We start from the raw sequence: 19,187 nt of genomic DNA on the forward strand, positions 1-19,187 counted from the left end.
CCTCTTTCTTCGACAATCAGGGTTGGTAGCCACATGTCTCTCTCCCGCAGAAACTTCGTCGTCGCGACCTCGGTCGCGGCCGGTGGATCGATGGTCCTCACCGCGTGCAGCAGCGGCGGCTCCGGCAACGGCGGCAAGGGCTCGAACCACGGTGGCGCCACCGAGTACACCGGGGCCAGCGTCAAGATCGGCACCGCGGAGGACTCGAAGGGCCCCGCCCCCGAGGTCCCCGGCGCGAAGAAGGGCGGCACGATCTACGGTGTCGCCGAGGACGACGTGTCGCACATGGACCCGCAGCGCATCTACTTCGCGTACAACTCCTCGATCGCCAACCTGTACGCCCGCACCCTCACCGGCTACTACATCGACGACAAGGGCAAGATGACCCTCGTCGGTGACCTCGCCACCGATGTGGGCAAGGCGTCCGACGGCAACAAGACCTGGACCTTCACGCTGAAGGACGGCCTGAAGTGGCAGGACGGCAGCGAGCTCACGGTCGAGGACGTGCGCCACGGCATCGAGCGCTCCTGGGCCTCCTTCATCACCGAGGGCGCCTCGTACGTCCAGACGGCGCTGACCGGCAAGGGCGCCAAGTGGCGCGAGGGTTACAAGGGCCCGTACGACGGTGACCACCTGGACTCGATCGTCATCGACAAGGCGAAGAAGACCGTCACCTTCAAGCTGAAGGAAGCCCGCCCGGACTTCAACTTCACGCTGGCGATGCACTCGTACGCGGCCACCCCGGTGAAGCACGACACCAAGGAGAAGTACGACAAGACGCCGTTCTCCTGCGGCCCGTACATCGTCAAGCACCGCTCCATCGACAAGTCGATGACGCTGACGCGCAACAAGCACTGGGACCCGAAGACGGACCCGATCCGCACCGCCTACCCGGACAGCTTCGAGTTCGAGTTCGGACCGACGGGCCTCGACTCCTGCGACCGCTTCATCGCGGACCAGGGCAAGGACCAGCAGATGATCGCCATCTACGAGCCGATCCCGGCCGAGCGCATGCAGAAGGTGCTCTCCAACCCCGAGGTCAAGAAGCGGTCCTTCAACGGCCTGTCCTCCGGTACGTACTACTACGCCATCAACACCAAGCGCATCACCGACGTCGAGGTGCGCAAGGCCCTCAACGTCGCGTGGCCGCTGGAGCAGATCCGCCGGATCTACGGCGGCGAGTCGGCGGGCGAGCTGGCGACGACCATCCTCAGCCCCGACATCATCGGCCGCGAGAAGTTCGACGTCTTCGGCAAGCTGAAGAAGCCCGCGGGCGACCCGGCCGCCGCCAAGGCCATCCTCAAGAAGGCCGGCAAGCTCGGCCAGAAGATCGTCTACGCCTTCCCGCAGCGCCCCACGTACGACAAGACCAAGGTCGTCATCGAGAACGCGCTGAAGGCCGCCGGCTTCGACCCGGTCATCAAGCCGCTCAACTCGACGGACTACTACGACCAGGCCCAGCGCATCGACAACAAGTTCGACGTCATGTGGTTCGGCTGGTCCCCGGACTGGCCGACCGCCTACACCCTGATCCAGCCGCTCTTCGACGGTGAGGCCATCGGCGACGGCCAGAACAACATCTCGCAGACCGACGTCGACTGGATCAACGAGGCGATCAAGAAGAACGCCCAGATCTCCGACCAGAAGGAAGCCGGCAAGGCCTGGGCCGAGCTCGACAAGCGGATCATGGAAGAGGTCGTGCCGATCATCCCGGAGACCTACCAGCGCCGCTTCTACCTGCACGGCTCCAAGGTCGGCGGCGCCCAGCACGACCCGCAGTTCGCCGCGACGCTGATCTACAAGACGTACGTCAAGGCCTGACGACCGGCCCCCGTGGTGGGGCGGCCTCTCCTCCCCGAGGACCGCCCCACCCCCTCCTCACCCACGGCATCCGTCAGGAAAACCAACTGCCATGCTCCGCTTCCTCCTTCGCCGCATCGTCGGTGGCGCGGTGATCCTGCTGATCATCAGCGTTCTCGTCTTCGTCCTCTTCTACGCCGCCCCGCGCGACCCGGCCCGGCTGGCCTGCGGCAAGGTCTGCTCGCCGGAGACCCTGGACCTGGTGCGGCACAACCTCGGGATCGCCGACTCGCTGCCGGTGCAGTACTGGCACTGGTTCCAGGGCCTGTTCGTGGGCCGCGACTACGCCAGCTTCGGCAACTGTCCGGCGCCGTGCCTCGGTTACTCGTTCCGCAACCGTGAGCCGGTCCTTGGCACGATCCTGGACCGCTTCCCGACCACCGTGTCCCTCTCGCTCGGCGCCTCGGCCGTCTTCGTCGTGTTCGGCGTGGGCACCGGCATGCTGGCCGCCGCCAAGCAGGGCAAGGTCATCGACAAGATCGCGTCGTCCGCCTCGCTGATCGCGTCCTCGCTGCAGATCTACGTCGTCGGCGTCTTCGCCGTCTACCTCTTCGTGTACCAGCTGCAGTGGATGGACCGGCCGCAGTACACGCCGATCACCGAGAGCCCCGGCGAGTGGTTCTCCGGACTGCTGATCCCCTGGCTGGTCCTCTCGCTGATCTTCACGGCGAACTACACCCGCATGACCCGCTCCCAGATGGTCGAGACCCTCAGCGAGGACTACGTCCGCACGGCCCGGGCCAAGGGCCTCTCCGCCCGCTCGGTCTTCTTCCGCTTCGCCTGGCGAGGGGCGATGGGGCCGATCGTCACCATCTTCGGCCTCGACCTGGGTGTGCTCCTCGGCGGCGCGATCATCACCGAGAAGACCTTCGCCCTGCACGGCATCGGCGACCTCTCGGTCCGCGCCGTCTACACCAGCGACCTGCCCATGCTGCTGGGCGTCGTCCTGGTGGCCGCCACGGCGATCGTCGTCTTCAACATCATCGTCGACGCGGTCTACGCCCTCATCGACCCGCGCGTACGCCTCGCCTAGGGCTCAGGGAGACAGATCAGATGAGCACCCCCTTCCTGTCCGTACGCGACCTGCGCGTCCACTTCTCCACCGAGGACGGCACGGTCAAGGCCGTGGACGGCCTCGACTTCGAGGTGGAGAAGGGCAAGACCCTCGGCATCGTGGGCGAGTCCGGCTCCGGCAAGTCCGTCACCAACCTCGCCATCCTCGGCCTGCACCACAAGGACAGCACCGCCATCGACGGCGAGATCCTGCTGGACGGCCAGGAGCTCCTCACCGCCACCGAGCGGGAGCTGGAGAAGCTGCGCGGCAACAAGATGGCGATGATCTTCCAGGACGCGCTCGCGTCCCTGTCGCCGTACCACACCATCGGCCGGCAGATCGGCGAGACGTTCCGCAAGCACACCGGCGCCTCCAAGAAGGAGGCCAGGGACCGGTCCATCGAGATGCTGACGAAGGTCGGCATCCCGCAGCCCGACCTGCGTGTGGACGACTACCCGCACCAGTTCTCCGGCGGCATGCGCCAGCGCGCGATGATCGCGATGTCGCTGGTCTGCAACCCGGCGCTGCTGATCGCCGACGAGCCGACCACGGCACTCGACGTGACGGTCCAGGCGCAGATCATGGACCTCCTGAAGGACCTCCAACAGGAGTTCGGCACGGCGATCATCTTCATCACGCACGACCTGGGCGTGATCGCCGACATCGCCGACGACGTCCTGGTGATGTACGGCGGCCGGTGCGTGGAGCGCGGCACGAAGAAGGAAGTCCTGCGCGCGCCCCAGCACCCCTACACCTGGGGCCTGCTCGGCTCGATGCCGTCCCTGGACGGCCCGGTGGACGTCCCGCTCTCCCCCATCCCCGGCACGCCGCCGAGCCTCCTCAACCCGCCCTCCGGGTGCCGCTTCCACCCGCGGTGCGCGTTCACCGAGCAGGTCGGGGGCGGGCGCTGCTCGGGCGAGCAGCCGCTCCTCGAACTGACCGGGGGCCGGGGCGCGGCCTGCCACCTCACCGCGGAGCAGCGGGCGGAATTCTTCGCGGACTACGCGGGTGCCGCGGGGCGCGGCGCGCGCACCGACTGACGTACAAGAGACTGGACTTGACCACTATGAGCGACAGCACTCCTCTCCTGGATGTCAGCGGTCTGACCAAGCACTTCCCCATCCTGGGCGGTTTCCCGTTCAAGCGGCGGATCGGCGCCGTGCAGGCGGTGGACGGCCTGGACTTCACCGTCGCCGAGGGCGAGAGCCTGGGCCTGGTCGGCGAGTCCGGCTGCGGCAAGTCGACGACGGGCCGGCTGATCACGCGCCTCCTGGAGCCGACGGGCGGGAAGATCACCTACCGCGGCCAGGACATCACGCACGCCTCGCGCAAGCAGCTGGCGCCGGTCCGCTCGGAGATCCAGATGATCTTCCAGGACCCGTACGCGTCGCTGAACCCGCGCCAGACGGTCGGCAAGATCATCTCGGGTCCGATGGAGGTCAACGGCATCAACCCGGCGGGCGGCCGCGAGGCCCGCGTCCGCGAGCTCCTCGAAACGGTCGGCCTCAACCCGGAGCACTACAACCGCTTCCCGCACGAATTCTCGGGCGGCCAGCGCCAGCGCATCGGCGTGGCCCGGGCGCTCGCCCTGGAGCCCAAACTGATCGTGGCGGACGAACCGGTCTCGGCGCTCGACGTCTCGATCCAGGCGCAGGTGGTGAACCTGCTCCAGAAGCTCCAGAAGGACCTGGGCATCGCGTTCCTCTTCATCGCGCACGACCTGGCGGTGGTACGGCACTTCTCGCAGCGGGTCGCGGTCATGTACCTGGGCCGGATCGTGGAGATCGCCGACCGCGAGAGCCTGTACGGGAACCCGCGCCACCCCTACACGAAGGCGCTCCTGTCGGCGGTGCCGGAGGCGACGGCGGACGACGTACCGCGCCGCGAACGCATCCTCCTGACCGGCGACGTCCCCTCTCCGGTCAACCCGCCCTCGGGCTGCCGCTTCCGCACGCGGTGCTGGAAGGCGACGGACAAGTGCGCGTCGGAGGACCCGCCGCTGGTCCAGATCGACGGCAACCGCGAGGGCCACCTGACGGCATGCCACTACCCGGAGGACCCGGCGGAGCTCGCGGTCCCCTCGGCCCGCAAGTCGCTCTGACCGTCCCGCATGCAACGGCCCGGGGCCTGCCCACCCTCCCCCTCCGGGTAGCGCCCCGCTCCCCGGAACCGGCCCGCCCTCCCCCTTGACCCGAGCGGGGCGGGGCCGGTTCCGGGCCTGCGATCATACGGAGATGAGCCCACACCACACGTCCGACCGGCCGAGCGCGGTCCGGCTCGCCCAGTACACGAAGACCGAACAGGACGAGATCCTGGGCGCCGGCGACGACCCCTTCGGCGTCGCGGAGACCGGTCTGGCCTGGCTCCCGAAGGAAGAACACTTCGGCATACGCCACAACGGCCGCCTCGTGGCCCACGCGGGCCTGCGACGCCTCCCCCTGACGGTCGACGGAACCGACCTCGAAGTGATCGGGGTGGGTGGCGTAGCGGTCGCCCCCGACGTACGCGGCCGGGGCCTGGCCCGCGAGGTCCTCACGACGGCCCTGTCCCACGCCCGCACCCTGGGCCCCGCCCACGCCCTGCTCTTCTGCCGCCCCCCGCTCGTCACGCTGTACGAGAGGCTGGGCTGGCACGCGCTCGACGTGGACGTACAGGTGGAACAGCCCGGGGCCCGCGTGGTGACGATGCCCCTGCGGACGATGGTGACACCGCTGCGGGAGGACGCACAGTGGCCCGGGGGGCCGGTACGACTGCGTTCGCTTCCCATGTGACCGGTTGGCTCCGCCTTGACGGAGCGGCGGGGACTTCGGTGGCCCTGCGTCTTCGCTGGTCACCGGGGCCGCCCGGACTTTCCGGAGTGTGGCGGTTCCGGGCCGGCAGTAAAGGGCGCTCCCTGCGGTCGCGTCGGCTGCGCCGATTCCGCTCCGCTCCACCCTTGACTCCCGCCCCTCCACCGCACGTTGACTTCGACCCGGACGGCCAGGGATGGGGCCGACGGGACTGTCCGTCGGGTCATCGACTTTCGCTGCCGGGTGCGGGCCGGTCCATCGTGTGTGCCCGTCGCAGTGGGGGGCGTTGCCGGGCCTGCGGGCGGCTGGTCGGGCACCTACTTGGGAAAAGTTGCGAATGGAGAGGCCGCGCGCCCCCTGCCACACCCCGCGCGCCGTCACGCAGGGCCGTTCATCACGGGATCGCGGCGCAACGGGCTCGGATACGTGGGGCGCATCGGCTATTCAAGGGGGCGTGCGGCACACGCATTCGCAACTTCGCGAAAGTAGGTCCCCGACAGGTGGCCTTTCCCGCCCGGCTGGGAGGGCGCCTTGGTCTTGAAGAGGGGGCGCACGGCCTTCCCCTTCGCAACTTCGCGAAAGTTGGTCCCCGACAGGCGCCCTCCCCCCTCCCGGTCGGGGCGGCGCATTGGTCGTGGAGGGGGGCGCACGGCCTCCTCGTTCGCAACTTTTCCGAAGTAGGTACCCGAGAGGGGCGGGGCCCGGGCCTGTCCAGCGCCATGGACCGTGACGGCCGCCCACGATGGGCCGGTCCGCACCCGGCAGCGAAAGCCGATGACCCATCCCAGCGATCCCGTCGGCCCCACCCCTGGCCGTCCGGCCCAAGGTCAACGTGCGGTGCAGGGACGGCAGTCAAGGGTGGAGCGGAGCGGAATCGGCGCAGCCGACGCGACGCAGGAGCGCCCTTTACTGCCGGCCCGGAGGCGCCACACTCCGCAAAAAACCGGGCGGCCCCGCTCACCATCAAAGGCACCGGCCGCCGAAGCCTTCGAGGGGCGCCCGGGACTCGTGCAGTCCCGGGCGCCCCTCAGTCACGCGTCACACACAAGGCACCGGCCTCAGCCGACCAGCACCGCCTTCTCCTCCGCGAAGTGGCACGCCGACTCGTGGGCCGCCGGAGTGTCCTGGCCCTTGAAGCGCTCCGGGATCGCGAGCAGGGGGACCTCCTTCGCGCACTTGTCCTCCGCCTTCCAGCAGCGGGTGCGGAAGCGGCAGCCCGAGGGCGGGTTCGCGGGAGACGGCACGTCACCGGTGAGGATGATGCGCTCGCGGCCCTCGCGGGCCTCCGGGTCCGGGACGGGGACCGCGGAGAGCAGCGCCTGCGTGTAGGGGTGCGTCGGGTGCTCGTAGATCTGCTCGTCCGAGCCGATCTCCGCCATCTTCCCGAGGTACATCACGCCCACGCGGTCCGAGATGTGCCGGACGATCGACAGGTCGTGCGCGATGAAGAGGTAGGAGAGGTTGAACTCGTCCTGGAGCTTCTCCATCAGGTTGATGACCTGGGCCTGGACGGAGACGTCCAGGGCCGAGACCGGCTCGTCGCAGATGATGATCTCGGGGTTGAGGGCCAGCCCGCGCGCGATGCCGATGCGCTGGCGCTGACCGCCCGAGAACTGGTGCGGGTAGCGGTTGATGTACTCGGGGTTGAGGCCGACGACGTCCAGGAGCTCCTGGACCTTCTGGCGGCGCGAACCCTTCGGGGCCACCTCGGGGTGGATCTCGAAGGGCTCCCCGATGATGTCGCCCACCGTCATACGGGGGTTCAGGGACGTGTAGGGGTCCTGGAACACCATCTGGATGTTGCGGCGGACCGCCTTCAGCGCGCGCCCGGACAGCTTGGTGATGTCCTGGCCCTTGTAGAAGACCTCGCCGGCCGTGGCGCGCTCCAGGGTCATCAGGAGCTTGGCGACCGTGGACTTGCCACAGCCGGACTCGCCCACGATGCCCAGGGTCTCGCCCTGGTACAGGTCGAAGGAGATGCCGTCGACCGCCTTGACCGCGCCGATCTGCTTCTTGATCAGGATTCCCTGGGTGAGAGGGAAGTGCTTGACCAGGTTGCGGACCTGGAGGATCGGCTCACCGCGCTCGACCGGCGCCTCGATGGCCGCGACGGCCTCCTCGGCGGTGGCCGCCTCGACCGTTTCCACCTCGGAGACGTTCGGGGTGGCGTCGGCGGCCTCGTCCGTCTTCGAGAGCTTCGAAGCCTTCGTCGGCTCAGCCATGGATCGTCTCCTTCCAGAAGTGGCACGCGCTGCCGCGGCCCGGCAGCTCCGCGCCGTCCTGCTCGGTGACCGGCGCGAGCGCCGGGATCTCCGTGCGGCAGATGTCCTGCGCCTTCGGGCAGCGCGGGTTGAACGCGCAACCGCCGGGGATCTTCAGCAGGTTGGGCGGCAGGCCCTTGATCGCGTAGAGCTCCTGGCCCTTCTGGTCGAGCCGCGGGATCGAGTCCAGGAGGCCACGGGTGTACGGGTGCGCGGGGCGCTTGTACAGCTCGTGGACGGGTGCCGTCTCGACGATCCGGCCCGCGTACATGACCGCAATCTTGTCCGCGACGTCGGCGACGACGCCGAGGTCGTGGGTGATCAGGATCAGGCCCATGTTGTACTCGCGCTGAAGTTCCGCGAGCAGGTCCATGACCTGGGCCTGGACCGTCACGTCGAGCGCCGTGGTGGGCTCGTCCGCGATGATCAGGTCCGGCTCCAGGGCGAGCGCCATCGCGATCATGATGCGCTGGCGCATGCCGCCGGAGAACTGGTGCGGGTAGTCGTTCACCCGCTCCTTGGCGGCCGGGATCTTGACCTTGTCCATCAGCTCGACGGCCTTGGCCTTGGCCTCCTTGCGGCCCATGCCCTCGTGCACCCGGAACATCTCGCCGAGCTGGTAGCCCACCGAGAGGACGGGGTTGAGCGAGGAGAGCGCGTCCTGGAAGATCATCGCGATCTTGCGGCCGCGGACCTTCCTGCGCTCCTCGTTGGACATCTTGAGCATGTCCTGGCCGCGGAAGAGGATCTCGCCCTGCGGGATCCTGCCGGGCGGCATGTCGAGGATGCCCATGATGGCCTGCGCGGTCACGGACTTGCCGGAGCCGGACTCGCCGAGCACGGCAAGCGTCTCGCCCGCGTCCACGCTGTAGTTGACGCCGTTGACGGCCTTGACCACGCCCTCGCGGGTGTGGAACTCGACGTGGAGGTCCTTCACGTCGAGGAGGCGGCCACTCTTCTCCTCGCCCGAGCGGGGGGCGGGGACAGAGTCCGTCTTGAGGTCGATGCTGGTCATGTACGCCTCCCTCAGCGCAGCTTCGGGTCGAGGGCTTCGCGTACGGCGTCACCCATCATGATGAACGCCAGCACCGTGATACTCAGCATTCCTGCCGGGAAGAACAGCGTGTGCGGGTTGTTCCGGATGTCCTGCGTCGCCTTCGAGATGTCGCCACCCCAGGAGATGGCGTCGTCGGCGAGGCCGAGACCCAGGTACGACAACGTCGACTCCGCCACGATGTACGTGCCGAGCGAGATGGTCGCCACGACGATCACGGGAGCGAGCGCGTTCGGCAGGATGTGGCGGACCAGGATCCGCTTCGTCCCTGCGCCGAGCGCACGCGCCGCCACCACGTAGTCGGCGTGCTTGGTCGTGATGACCGCGCCGCGCATCACGCGGGTGATCTGTGTCCAGCCCAGGAAGGCCAGCGCGCCCATGACCACCCACACGGTGCGGTTGGTGAAGGCGTTCAGCACGACCATGGCACCGAGCAGGAACGGGATGCCGAAGAACACGTCGGTGAGACGCGAGATGAGGCTGTCCCAGAAGCCGCCGAAGTAGCCGGCGAGCATGCCCATCAGACCACCGAAGAGGGTGACCAGGATGGTCACGCCGAGGCCGACGGTGATGGAGTTGCGCGTGCCGTAGACCACCCGGGAGTAGATGCTCCGGCCCTGCCGGTCGTATCCGAACCAGTCGGCCTGGAAGAGGTGGCCGTAGTTGGGCTTCTTCAGGAAGTCGTTCGCCAGGTCGGCGCTCTTCGGGTCGACGCTGGTGAACAGGCCCGGGAAGAGCGCCACCACGATCAGGACCGTGATCAGCGCCGCGGCGATCACGAAGAGCGGGTTGCGGCGCAGATCCCGCCAGGCGTCGGCCCCCAGGCTGCGAGGCTTGCCGGGCGCCGGCGTGGCGGAGACTGCGGCACCTGCCACGACTTCGTCCTGAGCCGCGGCCTTCTCGTCCGTGGTCGAGGTCTTGGTGAGGTCAGGCATAACGGATCCTCGGGTCCAGGACCGCGTAAAGCAGGTCGACGATCAGGCTGGCTGCGAGGTACACGAGCACCAGGACGGTGACGACACCGACGATGACCGCGCCCTCGCGGTGGGCGAGCGCCGTGAACAGCAGGTTGCCGACGCCGGTCACGTTGAAGATGCCCTCGGTGATGACCGCGCCGCCCATCAGGGTGCCGATGTCCGTGCCGAGGTAGGTGACGACCGGGATCAGCGAGTTGCGCAGCAGGTGCCGGGTGATGATGCGCTGCCGCGGCAGGCCCTTGGCCACCGCGGTCCGCATGTAGTCGGCGGACCGGTTCTCGGCGATGGAGGTTCTGGTCAGGCGCGCCACATAGGCGAGGCCGACCATGCCGAGCACGATGGCCGGCACCATCAACTGGCCCATGTTCTCGGAGTCTTGAACCGTTGGTGTGATCCAGCCCAGCTCGTTGCCGAAGAACAGCTGGCAGAGCAGACCGATCACGAAGATCGGGACGGAGATCACCAGCAGAGTGAACAGCGTCACCGTGTTGTCGACGAACCGTCCACGACGCACACCGGCCAGCACACCCAGGGTGATGCCCACGATGAGCTCGAACGTCCAGGCCATCGAGGCCAGCTTCATCGAGACCGGGAAGGCCTGCGAGATCTCGTCGAGCACGGGCCGGTTGCCCGCGATGGTGTTACCGAAATCGCCCTTCAGCAGACCGCCCATGTAGTGCAGGTACTGCTGCCACAGCGGCAGATCGAGCCCACGGTCGTGCTTCAGCTGGGCCACCTGTGCGGGGTCCGGCGGCTTGTCGCCCCAGAGCGCCCGTACGGGATCGCCGGGGAGCACGTTGACCATGAGGAAGATCAAAAGGGTTGTCCCGATGAAAACCGGGATCATCTGGAGCAGTCGCCGCGCGACGTAGCGCCCCATTGGTGCCTCCGTCCAATCCGGAGCCGCCCGAAGCGACGCCCGGGGGTGACCGGGCGTCGCTTCGGGAACGGACCTCCGTCGACTACTTCTCGAAGACCTCGATGTCGGCCAGGACGGGGTCGCCGGCCTGGTCGAACTCGACGTTCTTCACGTTCTTGGAGTGCGCGGAGAGCGTCTTGTTGTACCAGAGCGGGATGCCCGGGAAGGTCTCCGCCAGGCGCTTCTCGGCCTCCTGGTAGAGCTCCGCGGACTCGTCGATGGTCTTGGCCTGGTCGGCCTTCTTGGTCAGCTCGTCGAACTTCTTGTCCGAGAAGCCGCCCTTGTTGCCGTCGACGCCGGTCCCGTAGAGGTCGGCGAGGAAGTTGCCGTTGAACGGGTAGTCGAGCACCCAGCCCGACCGGTACATCGCCTTGACCTGCTTCTTGTCCCGCACCTCGGTGTCGGCCTGGAAGTCGGTCTTCGGGTCGCCGACGCACTTCACGCCGGTCGACTTGGTGATGCTGTTGCACACCGCCGTGACCCAGCCCTCGTGCGGCTGGTCGGCGTTGTACTGGATGGAGATCTTGTTGCCCGGGACGCCGCCGCCGTCCTTGACGAGCTGCTTCGCCTTCTTCGGGTCGAACTTGCAGAACTCGCCACAGGCGCCGGCCTTGTAGCCCTTCACGCCCTTGGCGACCCAGCCGCTCGCAGGCTCACGGGTGCCCGCGAACGTCTGCTTGACGATCGTCTCGCGGTCGATGGCCATCGAGAGACCCTGGATGACCTTGACGTCCATGTCCTTGAACGTCTTGCTGTAGAACGCCGGGTTGACCGTGTTGATCGCCGAGAAGTCCTGCTCGATGGCGCGGTCGCCGAAGTCCTGCTTGAAGTTGGCGAGCTCGCTGTCCGGGATCAGCGGCATCGTGTCGACGTTGTCGGACCGCAGGTCGTTGTAGGCGGCCTGGGGCGTCGTGTACGCCTTGAAGTTGATGCCGCCGTTCTTCGGCTTCTTCTCACCCTTGTAGCCGGACCAGGCGGTGACCTGGATCGACTTCTTGTGGTCCCAGCTCTTGAACTTGTAGGGACCGTTGCCGACGGGCGACTCGCCGTACTTCTTCGGGTCCTTCAGCGCGGCCGAGGGCAGCGGGAAGAAGGGCTGGTAGACCAGCTTGTACGCGTAGTACGGGATGCCGTGCTTCAGCGTGATGGTGAAGGTGTGCTCGTCGACGACCTTCAGGCCGGACATGGCCTTCTTCTTGGCCTTGCCCTTCTCCGGGTGCACGTCGTCGTAGCCGACGATGTCGCGGTACCAGGAGCTGTTCTGCTGGGAGTTGGCCGGGTCGGCGGCCCAGTTCCAGGCGTCGACGTACGACTTGGAGGTGACGGCCTCGCCGTTGTGGAACTTCCAGCCCGGCTTCAGCTTGACGGTCCACACCTTGTTCGCCTTGTCGGGGGTGACCGACTCGGCGTTCTCGTAGGTGATGTCGCCCTGCTTGTCGTAGTGGACCAGGCCCGTGAAGAGCGAGTCGATGACGACGCTGCCGTACGCCTCCATGGTGTTGGAAGGCTGCAGGGCGTTCTGCGGCTCACCATTGGCGTAGCTGACGATCCCCTTGGGGTCGACCTTTCCGCTGCCGTTGCTGTCACTGTCGCCGCCGCCACAAGCGGTGGCCGTCAGCGCCACAACACCGGCTATCGCGACCCACTTGGCGCTCTTGGCACCACGCATGGGGTTCCTCCTCATGAGTCCACTTGTTCACTACAAGAGGGGGTACGTGCAACCGCGCCGACACCCCTGACGGCGAAGATCGAGTACCCCAGTGTGCTCGTGAGTCGGCGCTCCCCACAGCGCGTGACCCATTGACCCGAGCTATACGCGGTCAACTATTAGCCATGCGGTACCGGTCGACCACACTCTTTTGGTCTCGGTTCAATCACACCTGGCACGTACAACTTCCAAAATCCGGACAAACCGATCCGAGATAGATGGTTGCGAAACGGACGTGTTACACATCTAACGGTCAGTGACGTCCGCATACCGGACACTTGGCGGTGAAAAACCGGTTGCCGGGAGAGCTCCGCGCGGCAGTGGCCACACCGTACCGGTCAGCGGAAACGCCAGAGGCCGACTTCCGTCCGACTCCCTCAGGGAGCGGCGAAAATCGGCCTCGTGAGCGCCAGTGATCCGCTAACCGCCTACATGAGCGGGTCAGCTGTGCTTGGCGTCGGCTGTGTACTGAGCGTCAGCTGTGTACTGGGCGTCAGCTGTGCTTGGCGCGGGACGCCGAGCGGCCGCGCTCCTTCTGGTCCAGGACGACCTTGCGGATGCGCACGGCCTCCGGGGTCACCTCGACGCACTCGTCGTCGCGGCAGAACTCCAGGGACTGCTCAAGCGACAGCTTGCGCGGCGGCACGATCGCCTCGAAGGAGTCGGCGGAGGCGGAGCGCATGTTGGTGAGCTTCTTCTCCTTGGTGATGTTCACGTCCATGTCGTCGGCGCGGGAGTTCTCGCCGACGATCATGCCCTCGTACACCTCGGTGCCGGGCTCGGTGAACAGCACGCCGCGCTCCTGGAGGTTCGTCATCGCGAAGGCGGTGACGGCGCCGGCGCGGTCGGCGACCAGGGAGCCGTTGTTACGGGTCTTCAGCTCGCCGAACCACGGCTCGTGGCCCTCGTGGATGGAGTGGGCGATGCCCGTGCCGCGGGTCTGCGTCAGGAACTCCGTACGGAAGCCGATGAGGCCGCGGGACGGCACGACGAACTCCAGGCGGACCCAGCCCGAGCCGTGGTTCGACATGTTGTCCATGCGGCCCTTGCGGACGCCCATGAGCTGCGTGACGGCGCCCATGTGCTCCTCGGGCACGTCGATCGTCATGCGCTCGACCGGCTCGTGGGTCTTGCCGTCGATCTGCCGGGTGACCACCTGCGGCTTGCCGATGGTCATCTCGAAGCCCTCGCGGCGCATCTGCTCGACCAGGATGGCAAGGGCCAGCTCACCGCGGCCCTGCACCTCCCAGGCGTCGGGGCGCTCGGTGTCGAGGACGCGCAGCGAGACGTTACCGATCAGCTCGCGCTCCAGGCGGTCCTTGACCTGGCGGGCGGTGACCTTGCGGTCCTTGACCGCGGACTTGGCGTCCGCGCCCTTGCCGGTGCCGCCGCGGCCGACCAGCGGCGAGGTGTTCGTACCGATGGTCATGGAGATCGCCGGCTCGTCGACCGTGATGAGCGGCAGCGCGATCGGGTTCTCCGGGTCGGCCAGGGTCTCGCCGATCATGATGTCGGGGATACCGGCGACCGCGCAGATGTCACCCGGGCCCGCCATCTCGGCCGGCTTGCGGGTGAGCGCCTCGGTCATCATCAGCTCGGTGATGCGGACGTTCGAGATGGTGCCGTCACGCTTGATCCACGCGACCGTCTGGCCCTTGCGCAGCTCGCCCTGCTCGACGCGGAGCAGCGCGATGCGGCCGAGGAAGTTGTCCGCGTCGAGGTTGGTGACGTGCGCCTGGAGCGGGGCGCTCTCGTCGTACGTCGGGGCCGGGACGTGCTCCAGGATCGTGGAGAAGAACGGCTCCAGGTTGGTGGAGTCCGCCGGGACCGTGCCGTCCTCCGGCTTGGTCAGCGAGGCGACGCCGTCACGGCCACAGGCGTAGACGATCGGGAACTCGATCTGGTCCTCGTCCGCGTCCAGGTCGAGGAAGAGGTCGTACGTCTCGTTGACGACCTCGTCGATCCGGGAGTCGGGGCGGTCCGTCTTGTTGATGCAGAGGATCACGGGCAGCCGCTGCTGCAGCGCCTTGCGCAGCACGAAGCGGGTCTGCGGGAGCGGGCCCTCGGAGGCGTCGACCAGCAGGACGACCGCGTCCACCATCGACAGACCGCGCTCGACCTCGCCACCGAAGTCGGCGTGGCCGGGGGTGTCGATGATGTTGATCGTGATCGGGTCCCCGCCGTCCTTGGGGTGATACTTCACCGCCGTGTTCTTGGCGAGGATCGTGATGCCCTTCTCACGCTCCAGGTCGTTCGAGTCCATCATGCGGTCGTCGAGGGACTCGGCGGCGTGCGCGGCGAAGGAACCGGCCTGCTTGAGCATGGCGTCGACGATGGTCGTCTTGCCATGGTCGACGTGAGCGACGATGGCGACGTTGCGGATATCGTGACGCGTCGAGGTCACAGGCATAGTGCGGCGTACTCCTGGAGTGAGTGGACGGTCGCGTACATCTGAGTTACGCGGACCCTGCCGGGCTGGACACGCCACGGCCTCACCCCAGTCTACGTGTCCCTCGCGGAGGCAGCCTCCGCGGGGGCTTCGCAGGGGTGCGGAAAGCCTCGGGAACTCTGGGGAAACAGCAGGTCAACAGGTCAATGGGTAGAACGAGCTTGCCCGCCGGGGTGGCCGGCGGGCAAGAGAGTTGAGCGTAATCTGAGCCGTTTACTTCGCGGAGGGCGGTGCGGAGGCCTTCGCGCCCTGCTTGAGGAAGCCGATGTCCTCGTAGTGCGGGGCCTGGAAGCCGAACGCTCCGGCGTTCGCCAGGTTCGGGCGGGCGGCAAGCAGCTGGGGGCGCTGGTAGAGGGGGATGGAGCCCGCCTCGGCCCAGATGCGGGCGTCCGCCTTCCTGACCAGGGCGCGCGCCTCGTCCTCGTCCAGCTCGCCGACCGCCTGTTCGAAGAGCTGGTCGATGTGGTCCGTGCCGACACGCGTGTAGTTCTGTTCGACGTTCAGCGAGCCGTCCGCGGCCGGCACCGGCTTGGCGAAGATCGGGCGGGCGTCGGTGGCCGGGAAGGCCGACGCGGGCCACGAGTACAGGGCCAGATCGTACTGGCCGGACGCGATGTGGTCCTTGAAGTAGCTGTCGTCGGCGACCTTCGACGTCTCCGTGCGGACGCCGATCTTCTGGAGCATCCGGGAGATCCGGTCGGCCACCGCGCGCAGCGACTCCGAGCCCTCCCCGGAGGGCAGCACGAAGCGGAGGGTGAGGGGCTTGCCGTCCTTGGCCAGCGGCCCGGCCGCGGCCTTCGCCGACCCCTTGGGCGCTGCGGTGCCCTTCGGGGCGTAGGCGCCGGGGGCGCCGCCCTTGGCGTGCTGCCTGGAGTGGTCGCCCGGTTCCCGCTTCTTCTCCTTGTCGGCCTCGCGGGGCAGGGCGACGACGTCGGCCTGGCGGTTCAGGACGGCCCGCTGGTAGGCGGCCGCGGGGGCGGGGGCGAGCACGGAGGTGCCGTTCTCGTGGGGCTTGCCGTCCTCTTCGCCGACGATGTAGGTGCCGTCGTCCGAGGAGTCCGCCTTCCCGTCCTTCTTGCCTTTCTCGCCCTTGTCGCCCTTGTCGCCCTTGTCTGTCTTCTCGCTCTTCTTCGTGTCCTTCTCGTCGGCCTCGCCGCCCGCCGCCTTCTCGCCCTTCTCCTTCTCCGTCTCGTCCTTCTTGCCCTTCAACAGGGCGCCCGGGGTCCAGCCGGCGTCCGCGAGCAGCGCCCGCGCCTCGGCGGTGTCCTGCTTGCCGAGGGCCCCGCTGTTGTCCGCGTACGCCTGCTGTCCGGCGAGGGCGAGGTGGCTGCCGACCGGCACGGCGGGCAGGCCGAGCGGCTTGAGGACCGTCTTCGCCAGCTCCTTGCGGTTCAGGGCGCGGGCGACCGCGCGGCGCACCCGGTCGTCGGCGAGCGGGCCCTCGGAGCCGTTGAGCGCGAGCTGGGTGTAGGCCGGTTCCAGGGACTTTCGGACCACGTAGCCGCGCAGGCCCGCCTGTTCCGTGGCGTACTCCTTGACCGCCTTGGCGGTCCGGGCGCGGGCCTCGGTCTCCGCGTCGGCGGCCTCCTCGTCGGAGCCGTGGGCGATCGCCCAGGAGCGCAGCGCCTTGCCGGGGGTGAGCCCGGCGCCGGGGCCGTGGGCCGCCGGGCCTCCGGCGCCCTCGTCCCGGGCGGCCCGGGTGATCCGCCCGGCCTCCGCCGAGTCGATCGTGGCGAGGTCGACCTTGCCCTTGGCGAGCGCCTCGGTCCGCTCGGCGCGCGTCACCTCGCGCAGCACGATCCTGTCGAGCTTGGCCGGGCGGCCCCACCAGCGCGGGCTGCGCTCCAGCGTGACGTCGCCGGCCTTGCGGTCGACGGCCCCGAGCGCGAAGGGGCCCGCCGTGACCTTCAGCTTGCGGCGCGCGCCGTCGTTGAAGGTGTCGGGGGTGCCCATGACCTGCTTCGGGTACAGCGGTGAGAAGAGGGAGCGCCAGTCGGCGTACGGCTTGGCGAAGGTGACCCGCACCTCCAGGTTGTTCGCGCCGCGCTCGATCTTCGCGATGCGGTCGTAGCCGGCGTTCCGCGCCGTCCAGTACGCGGTGTCCTTTCCGGACAGGGCCCGCCACTGGGCGAGGAAGTCGTCGGCGCCGATCTCCCGGCCGTCGCTCCAGACCGCCTGCTGGTTCAGCTTGTACAGGACGACCTGCTGGGGTTCGCGCTCGACGACCTCCGCCGATTCGAGGAAGTCGGCGTTGCGCTGTGCCCTGCCCTGCGCGTCGAGGCGGAACAGGGAAGGCAGGACCGCGCCTGCGACCCGTGCGGTGGCCTCGTCGGCGTCGGCCTGGAAGGTGTTGAACGTCTCGGGCCTGGCGTCGACCGCCCAGTTCATGGCCCCTCCGTCGGCGACCAGGTCCCTGGCGGCGGGAGCGATGTCCTGGCCCGCGGTCGGTCGGCCGGCCTCGTCGTTCGAGCTGCAGCCGGCGAGGGCGGGCAGGGCCAGCACCCCCGTCGCGAGGAACACGACAGATCTGACTCTGGCGCGGTCGTGGGACATGACTGGTACCTCCGGGGTCCGGGGCTCGCCCGGCCGCCCGCTGCCAGGCCCGGGCCGGGTTTGATCACGTTTGGCGGTATATGGAGCTGATCACATCTATGGCCCCACTGAAGGTGACGAGGCGCGCACCCCGGGGGCGACACGACGCGGTGGCGCTCATATCCCACTCGTGCGGCCCAACGGCCGGGACGGCGCGTGATCCGGCGCATTCACCGCTACTGATCCGGCAATCGGTGCAGATCTCTTCACAAGCCGGGATGTGACGCGCGACACTCGCAGGCGCATGAGCGTTGCCACCGCACCCCTGAAGTGAGGGCAAGTAATGGCTCTGCACGATGAATTGACGGCTGTTCAACGATGCGTGGACGACCTCGTCCGGACCGTCGGCCGGCTGGAGCAGCAGGCCGGCACCGAGATAGCGGGGGTCGACGTGCGCCGGGTGCGCACGGACACCGACCATCTGCGCGAGAGCGTGGCGCTGCTGCGCGCGGCGGCCGCGCCGCCCTCGCCCCGCCCCGAGCCGCCCACGCCCGACTTCGTGACCATCCCCGACACGCCGTACGACAGCTCTCTGTGGACGAACACCGGAGACCTCGACGACGAGGGCCTCGGCGGCCGCGACCGCCACGCGCCCTGACCTGCACGCCGCACGCCGTACACCCACGGAAAAGCACGCACTCGCAGCGCCTCCCCGACCCGAGGACGAAGGAGTGGAGCCTCGTTGGCCACCGGCACGGAACCCCAACCGAAGAGCGGACCGGCCCCCGGCGGCGGCGTACGTGACGGTACGCGCGCCGCGATCACCGCTGCCCATCTGCGGACCGACCGCTGGTGGCTGGCGCCCGCGGGATCCGTCGCCGGGCTGCTCGCCTTCATCGTCTACTCGACCTGGCGGGCCTTCGCGAACGCCGACTACTACGCGGCGCCCTACGTCTCGCCGTTCTACTCGCCGTGCCTGGCCGAGAACTGCGAACCTATGCGCTCAGGACCCAACTGGGAGATCTTCGGCAGCTGGTGGGGCCTGTCCCCCTCGGTGCTCATCCTGATCTTCCCGCTGGGCTTCCGGCTGACCTGCTACTACTACCGCAAGGCCTACTACCGCGGCTTCTGGGCGTCACCGCCCGCCTGCGCGGTCGCCGAGCCGCACAAGAAGTACACGGGCGAGACCCGCTTCCCGCTGATCCTGCAGAACATCCACCGGTACTTCTTCTACGCCGCCGTGCCGGTCGCGGCCATCCTCACGTACGACACCGTCCTCGCCTTCCGCGACGAGCACTACGAGTGGGGCCACATGGGGCTCGGCACGCTCGTCCTGCTCGTCAACGTCGTACTGATCTGGATCTACACCCTCTCCTGCCACTCCTGCCGGCACGTCATCGGCGGCAGGCTCAAACACTTCTCCAAGCACCCGGTGCGGTACCGCCTGTGGCAGTGGACGGGCAAGCTGACCAGCCGTCACATGCTGCTCGCGTGGACGTCGTTGGCGAGCGTGGCGCTCGCCGACCTCTACGTCTACCTGGTCGCCAGCGGTGCCTTCGACGATCCGCGCTTCTTCTAACGGAC

At 68.2% G+C, this 19,187-nt stretch carries 14 protein-coding genes; 7 read left to right on the forward strand and 7 right to left on the reverse strand.

Annotated elements, in window-relative coordinates; genetic code table 11:
- Positions 1 to 33 precede the first annotated feature (33 nt).
- From AB0H82_RS24445 to AB0H82_RS24465, 5 genes are all read left to right on the forward strand, one after another.
- On the forward strand, positions 34 to 1,821 hold the full coding sequence (locus AB0H82_RS24445) for an ABC transporter substrate-binding protein (RefSeq protein WP_362996087.1): 1,788 nt from the start codon (positions 34 to 36) through the stop codon (positions 1,819 to 1,821).
- Between the two features lie 91 nt (positions 1,822 to 1,912).
- Entirely contained in the window at positions 1,913 to 2,893 is a 981-nt protein-coding gene (locus tag AB0H82_RS24450) for an ABC transporter permease (protein ID WP_362996089.1), read from the forward strand.
- Positions 2,894 to 2,913: 20 nt separating this feature from the next.
- A complete protein-coding gene (locus AB0H82_RS24455) occupies positions 2,914 to 3,954 on the forward strand; it encodes an ABC transporter ATP-binding protein (protein ID WP_362996091.1) in 1,041 nt (346 codons plus the stop codon).
- A gap of 26 nt (positions 3,955 to 3,980) precedes the next feature.
- Complete coding sequence (locus AB0H82_RS24460; RefSeq protein ID WP_362996231.1) at positions 3,981 to 5,015, forward strand: dipeptide ABC transporter ATP-binding protein; 1,035 nt, start codon at positions 3,981 to 3,983, stop codon at positions 5,013 to 5,015.
- A 133-nt stretch (positions 5,016 to 5,148) separates the two neighbouring features.
- Complete coding sequence (locus AB0H82_RS24465; RefSeq protein WP_362996093.1) at positions 5,149 to 5,685, forward strand: GNAT family N-acetyltransferase; 537 nt, start codon at positions 5,149 to 5,151, stop codon at positions 5,683 to 5,685.
- Between the two features lie 1,076 nt (positions 5,686 to 6,761).
- On the opposite strand, the gene AB0H82_RS24470 is transcribed toward AB0H82_RS24465, so the two are convergent.
- From AB0H82_RS24470 to AB0H82_RS24500, 7 genes are all read right to left on the reverse strand, one after another.
- Entirely contained in the window at positions 6,762 to 7,925 is a 1,164-nt protein-coding gene (locus AB0H82_RS24470; RefSeq protein ID WP_362996095.1) for a dipeptide ABC transporter ATP-binding protein, read from the reverse strand.
- Positions 7,918 to 8,979, reverse strand: coding sequence for an ABC transporter ATP-binding protein (locus AB0H82_RS24475; protein WP_362996097.1), 1,062 nt, complete (start codon positions 8,977 to 8,979; stop codon positions 7,918 to 7,920). Before AB0H82_RS24475 ends, AB0H82_RS24470 begins: the two co-directional genes overlap by 8 nt.
- An 11-nt stretch (positions 8,980 to 8,990) precedes the next feature.
- Entirely contained in the window at positions 8,991 to 9,953 is a 963-nt protein-coding gene (locus AB0H82_RS24480; protein WP_362996099.1) for an ABC transporter permease, read from the reverse strand.
- The gene (locus AB0H82_RS24485) at positions 9,946 to 10,875 is read right to left on the reverse strand and encodes an ABC transporter permease (protein WP_362996101.1); all 930 of its coding nucleotides are present in this window, start codon (positions 10,873 to 10,875) and stop codon (positions 9,946 to 9,948) included. The genes AB0H82_RS24480 and AB0H82_RS24485 overlap by 8 nt, the downstream gene beginning before the upstream one ends.
- A gap of 82 nt (positions 10,876 to 10,957) precedes the next feature.
- Positions 10,958 to 12,583: an ABC transporter substrate-binding protein gene (locus tag AB0H82_RS24490; protein WP_362996104.1), complete on the reverse strand. Its 1,626-nt coding sequence runs from the start codon at positions 12,581 to 12,583 to the stop codon at positions 10,958 to 10,960.
- Between the two features lie 532 nt (positions 12,584 to 13,115).
- Positions 13,116 to 15,032, reverse strand: a complete 1,917-nt coding sequence (gene typA, locus AB0H82_RS24495; protein WP_362996106.1) for a translational GTPase TypA — start codon at positions 15,030 to 15,032, stop codon at positions 13,116 to 13,118.
- Positions 15,033 to 15,284: 252 nt separating this feature from the next.
- Positions 15,285 to 17,624 (reverse strand): ABC transporter family substrate-binding protein, encoded by a 2,340-nt coding sequence (locus AB0H82_RS24500; protein ID WP_362996108.1) that lies wholly within the window; start codon positions 17,622 to 17,624, stop codon positions 15,285 to 15,287.
- Between the two features lie 322 nt (positions 17,625 to 17,946).
- On the opposite strand from AB0H82_RS24500, the gene AB0H82_RS24505 reads away from it, so the two are divergent.
- Together AB0H82_RS24505 and AB0H82_RS24510 are read left to right on the forward strand one after the other, a co-directional pair.
- Positions 17,947 to 18,261: a hypothetical protein gene (locus tag AB0H82_RS24505; protein WP_362996110.1), complete on the forward strand. Its 315-nt coding sequence runs from the start codon at positions 17,947 to 17,949 to the stop codon at positions 18,259 to 18,261.
- A gap of 84 nt (positions 18,262 to 18,345) precedes the next feature.
- Positions 18,346 to 19,182: a hypothetical protein gene (locus tag AB0H82_RS24510; RefSeq protein WP_362996112.1), complete on the forward strand. Its 837-nt coding sequence runs from the start codon at positions 18,346 to 18,348 to the stop codon at positions 19,180 to 19,182.
- Positions 19,183 to 19,187 lie beyond the last annotated feature (5 nt).

Origin of the sequence: Streptomyces sp. NPDC050732 (genome assembly GCF_040654255.1) — a bacterium.
Lineage (GTDB): Bacteria > Actinomycetota > Actinomycetes > Streptomycetales > Streptomycetaceae > Streptomyces.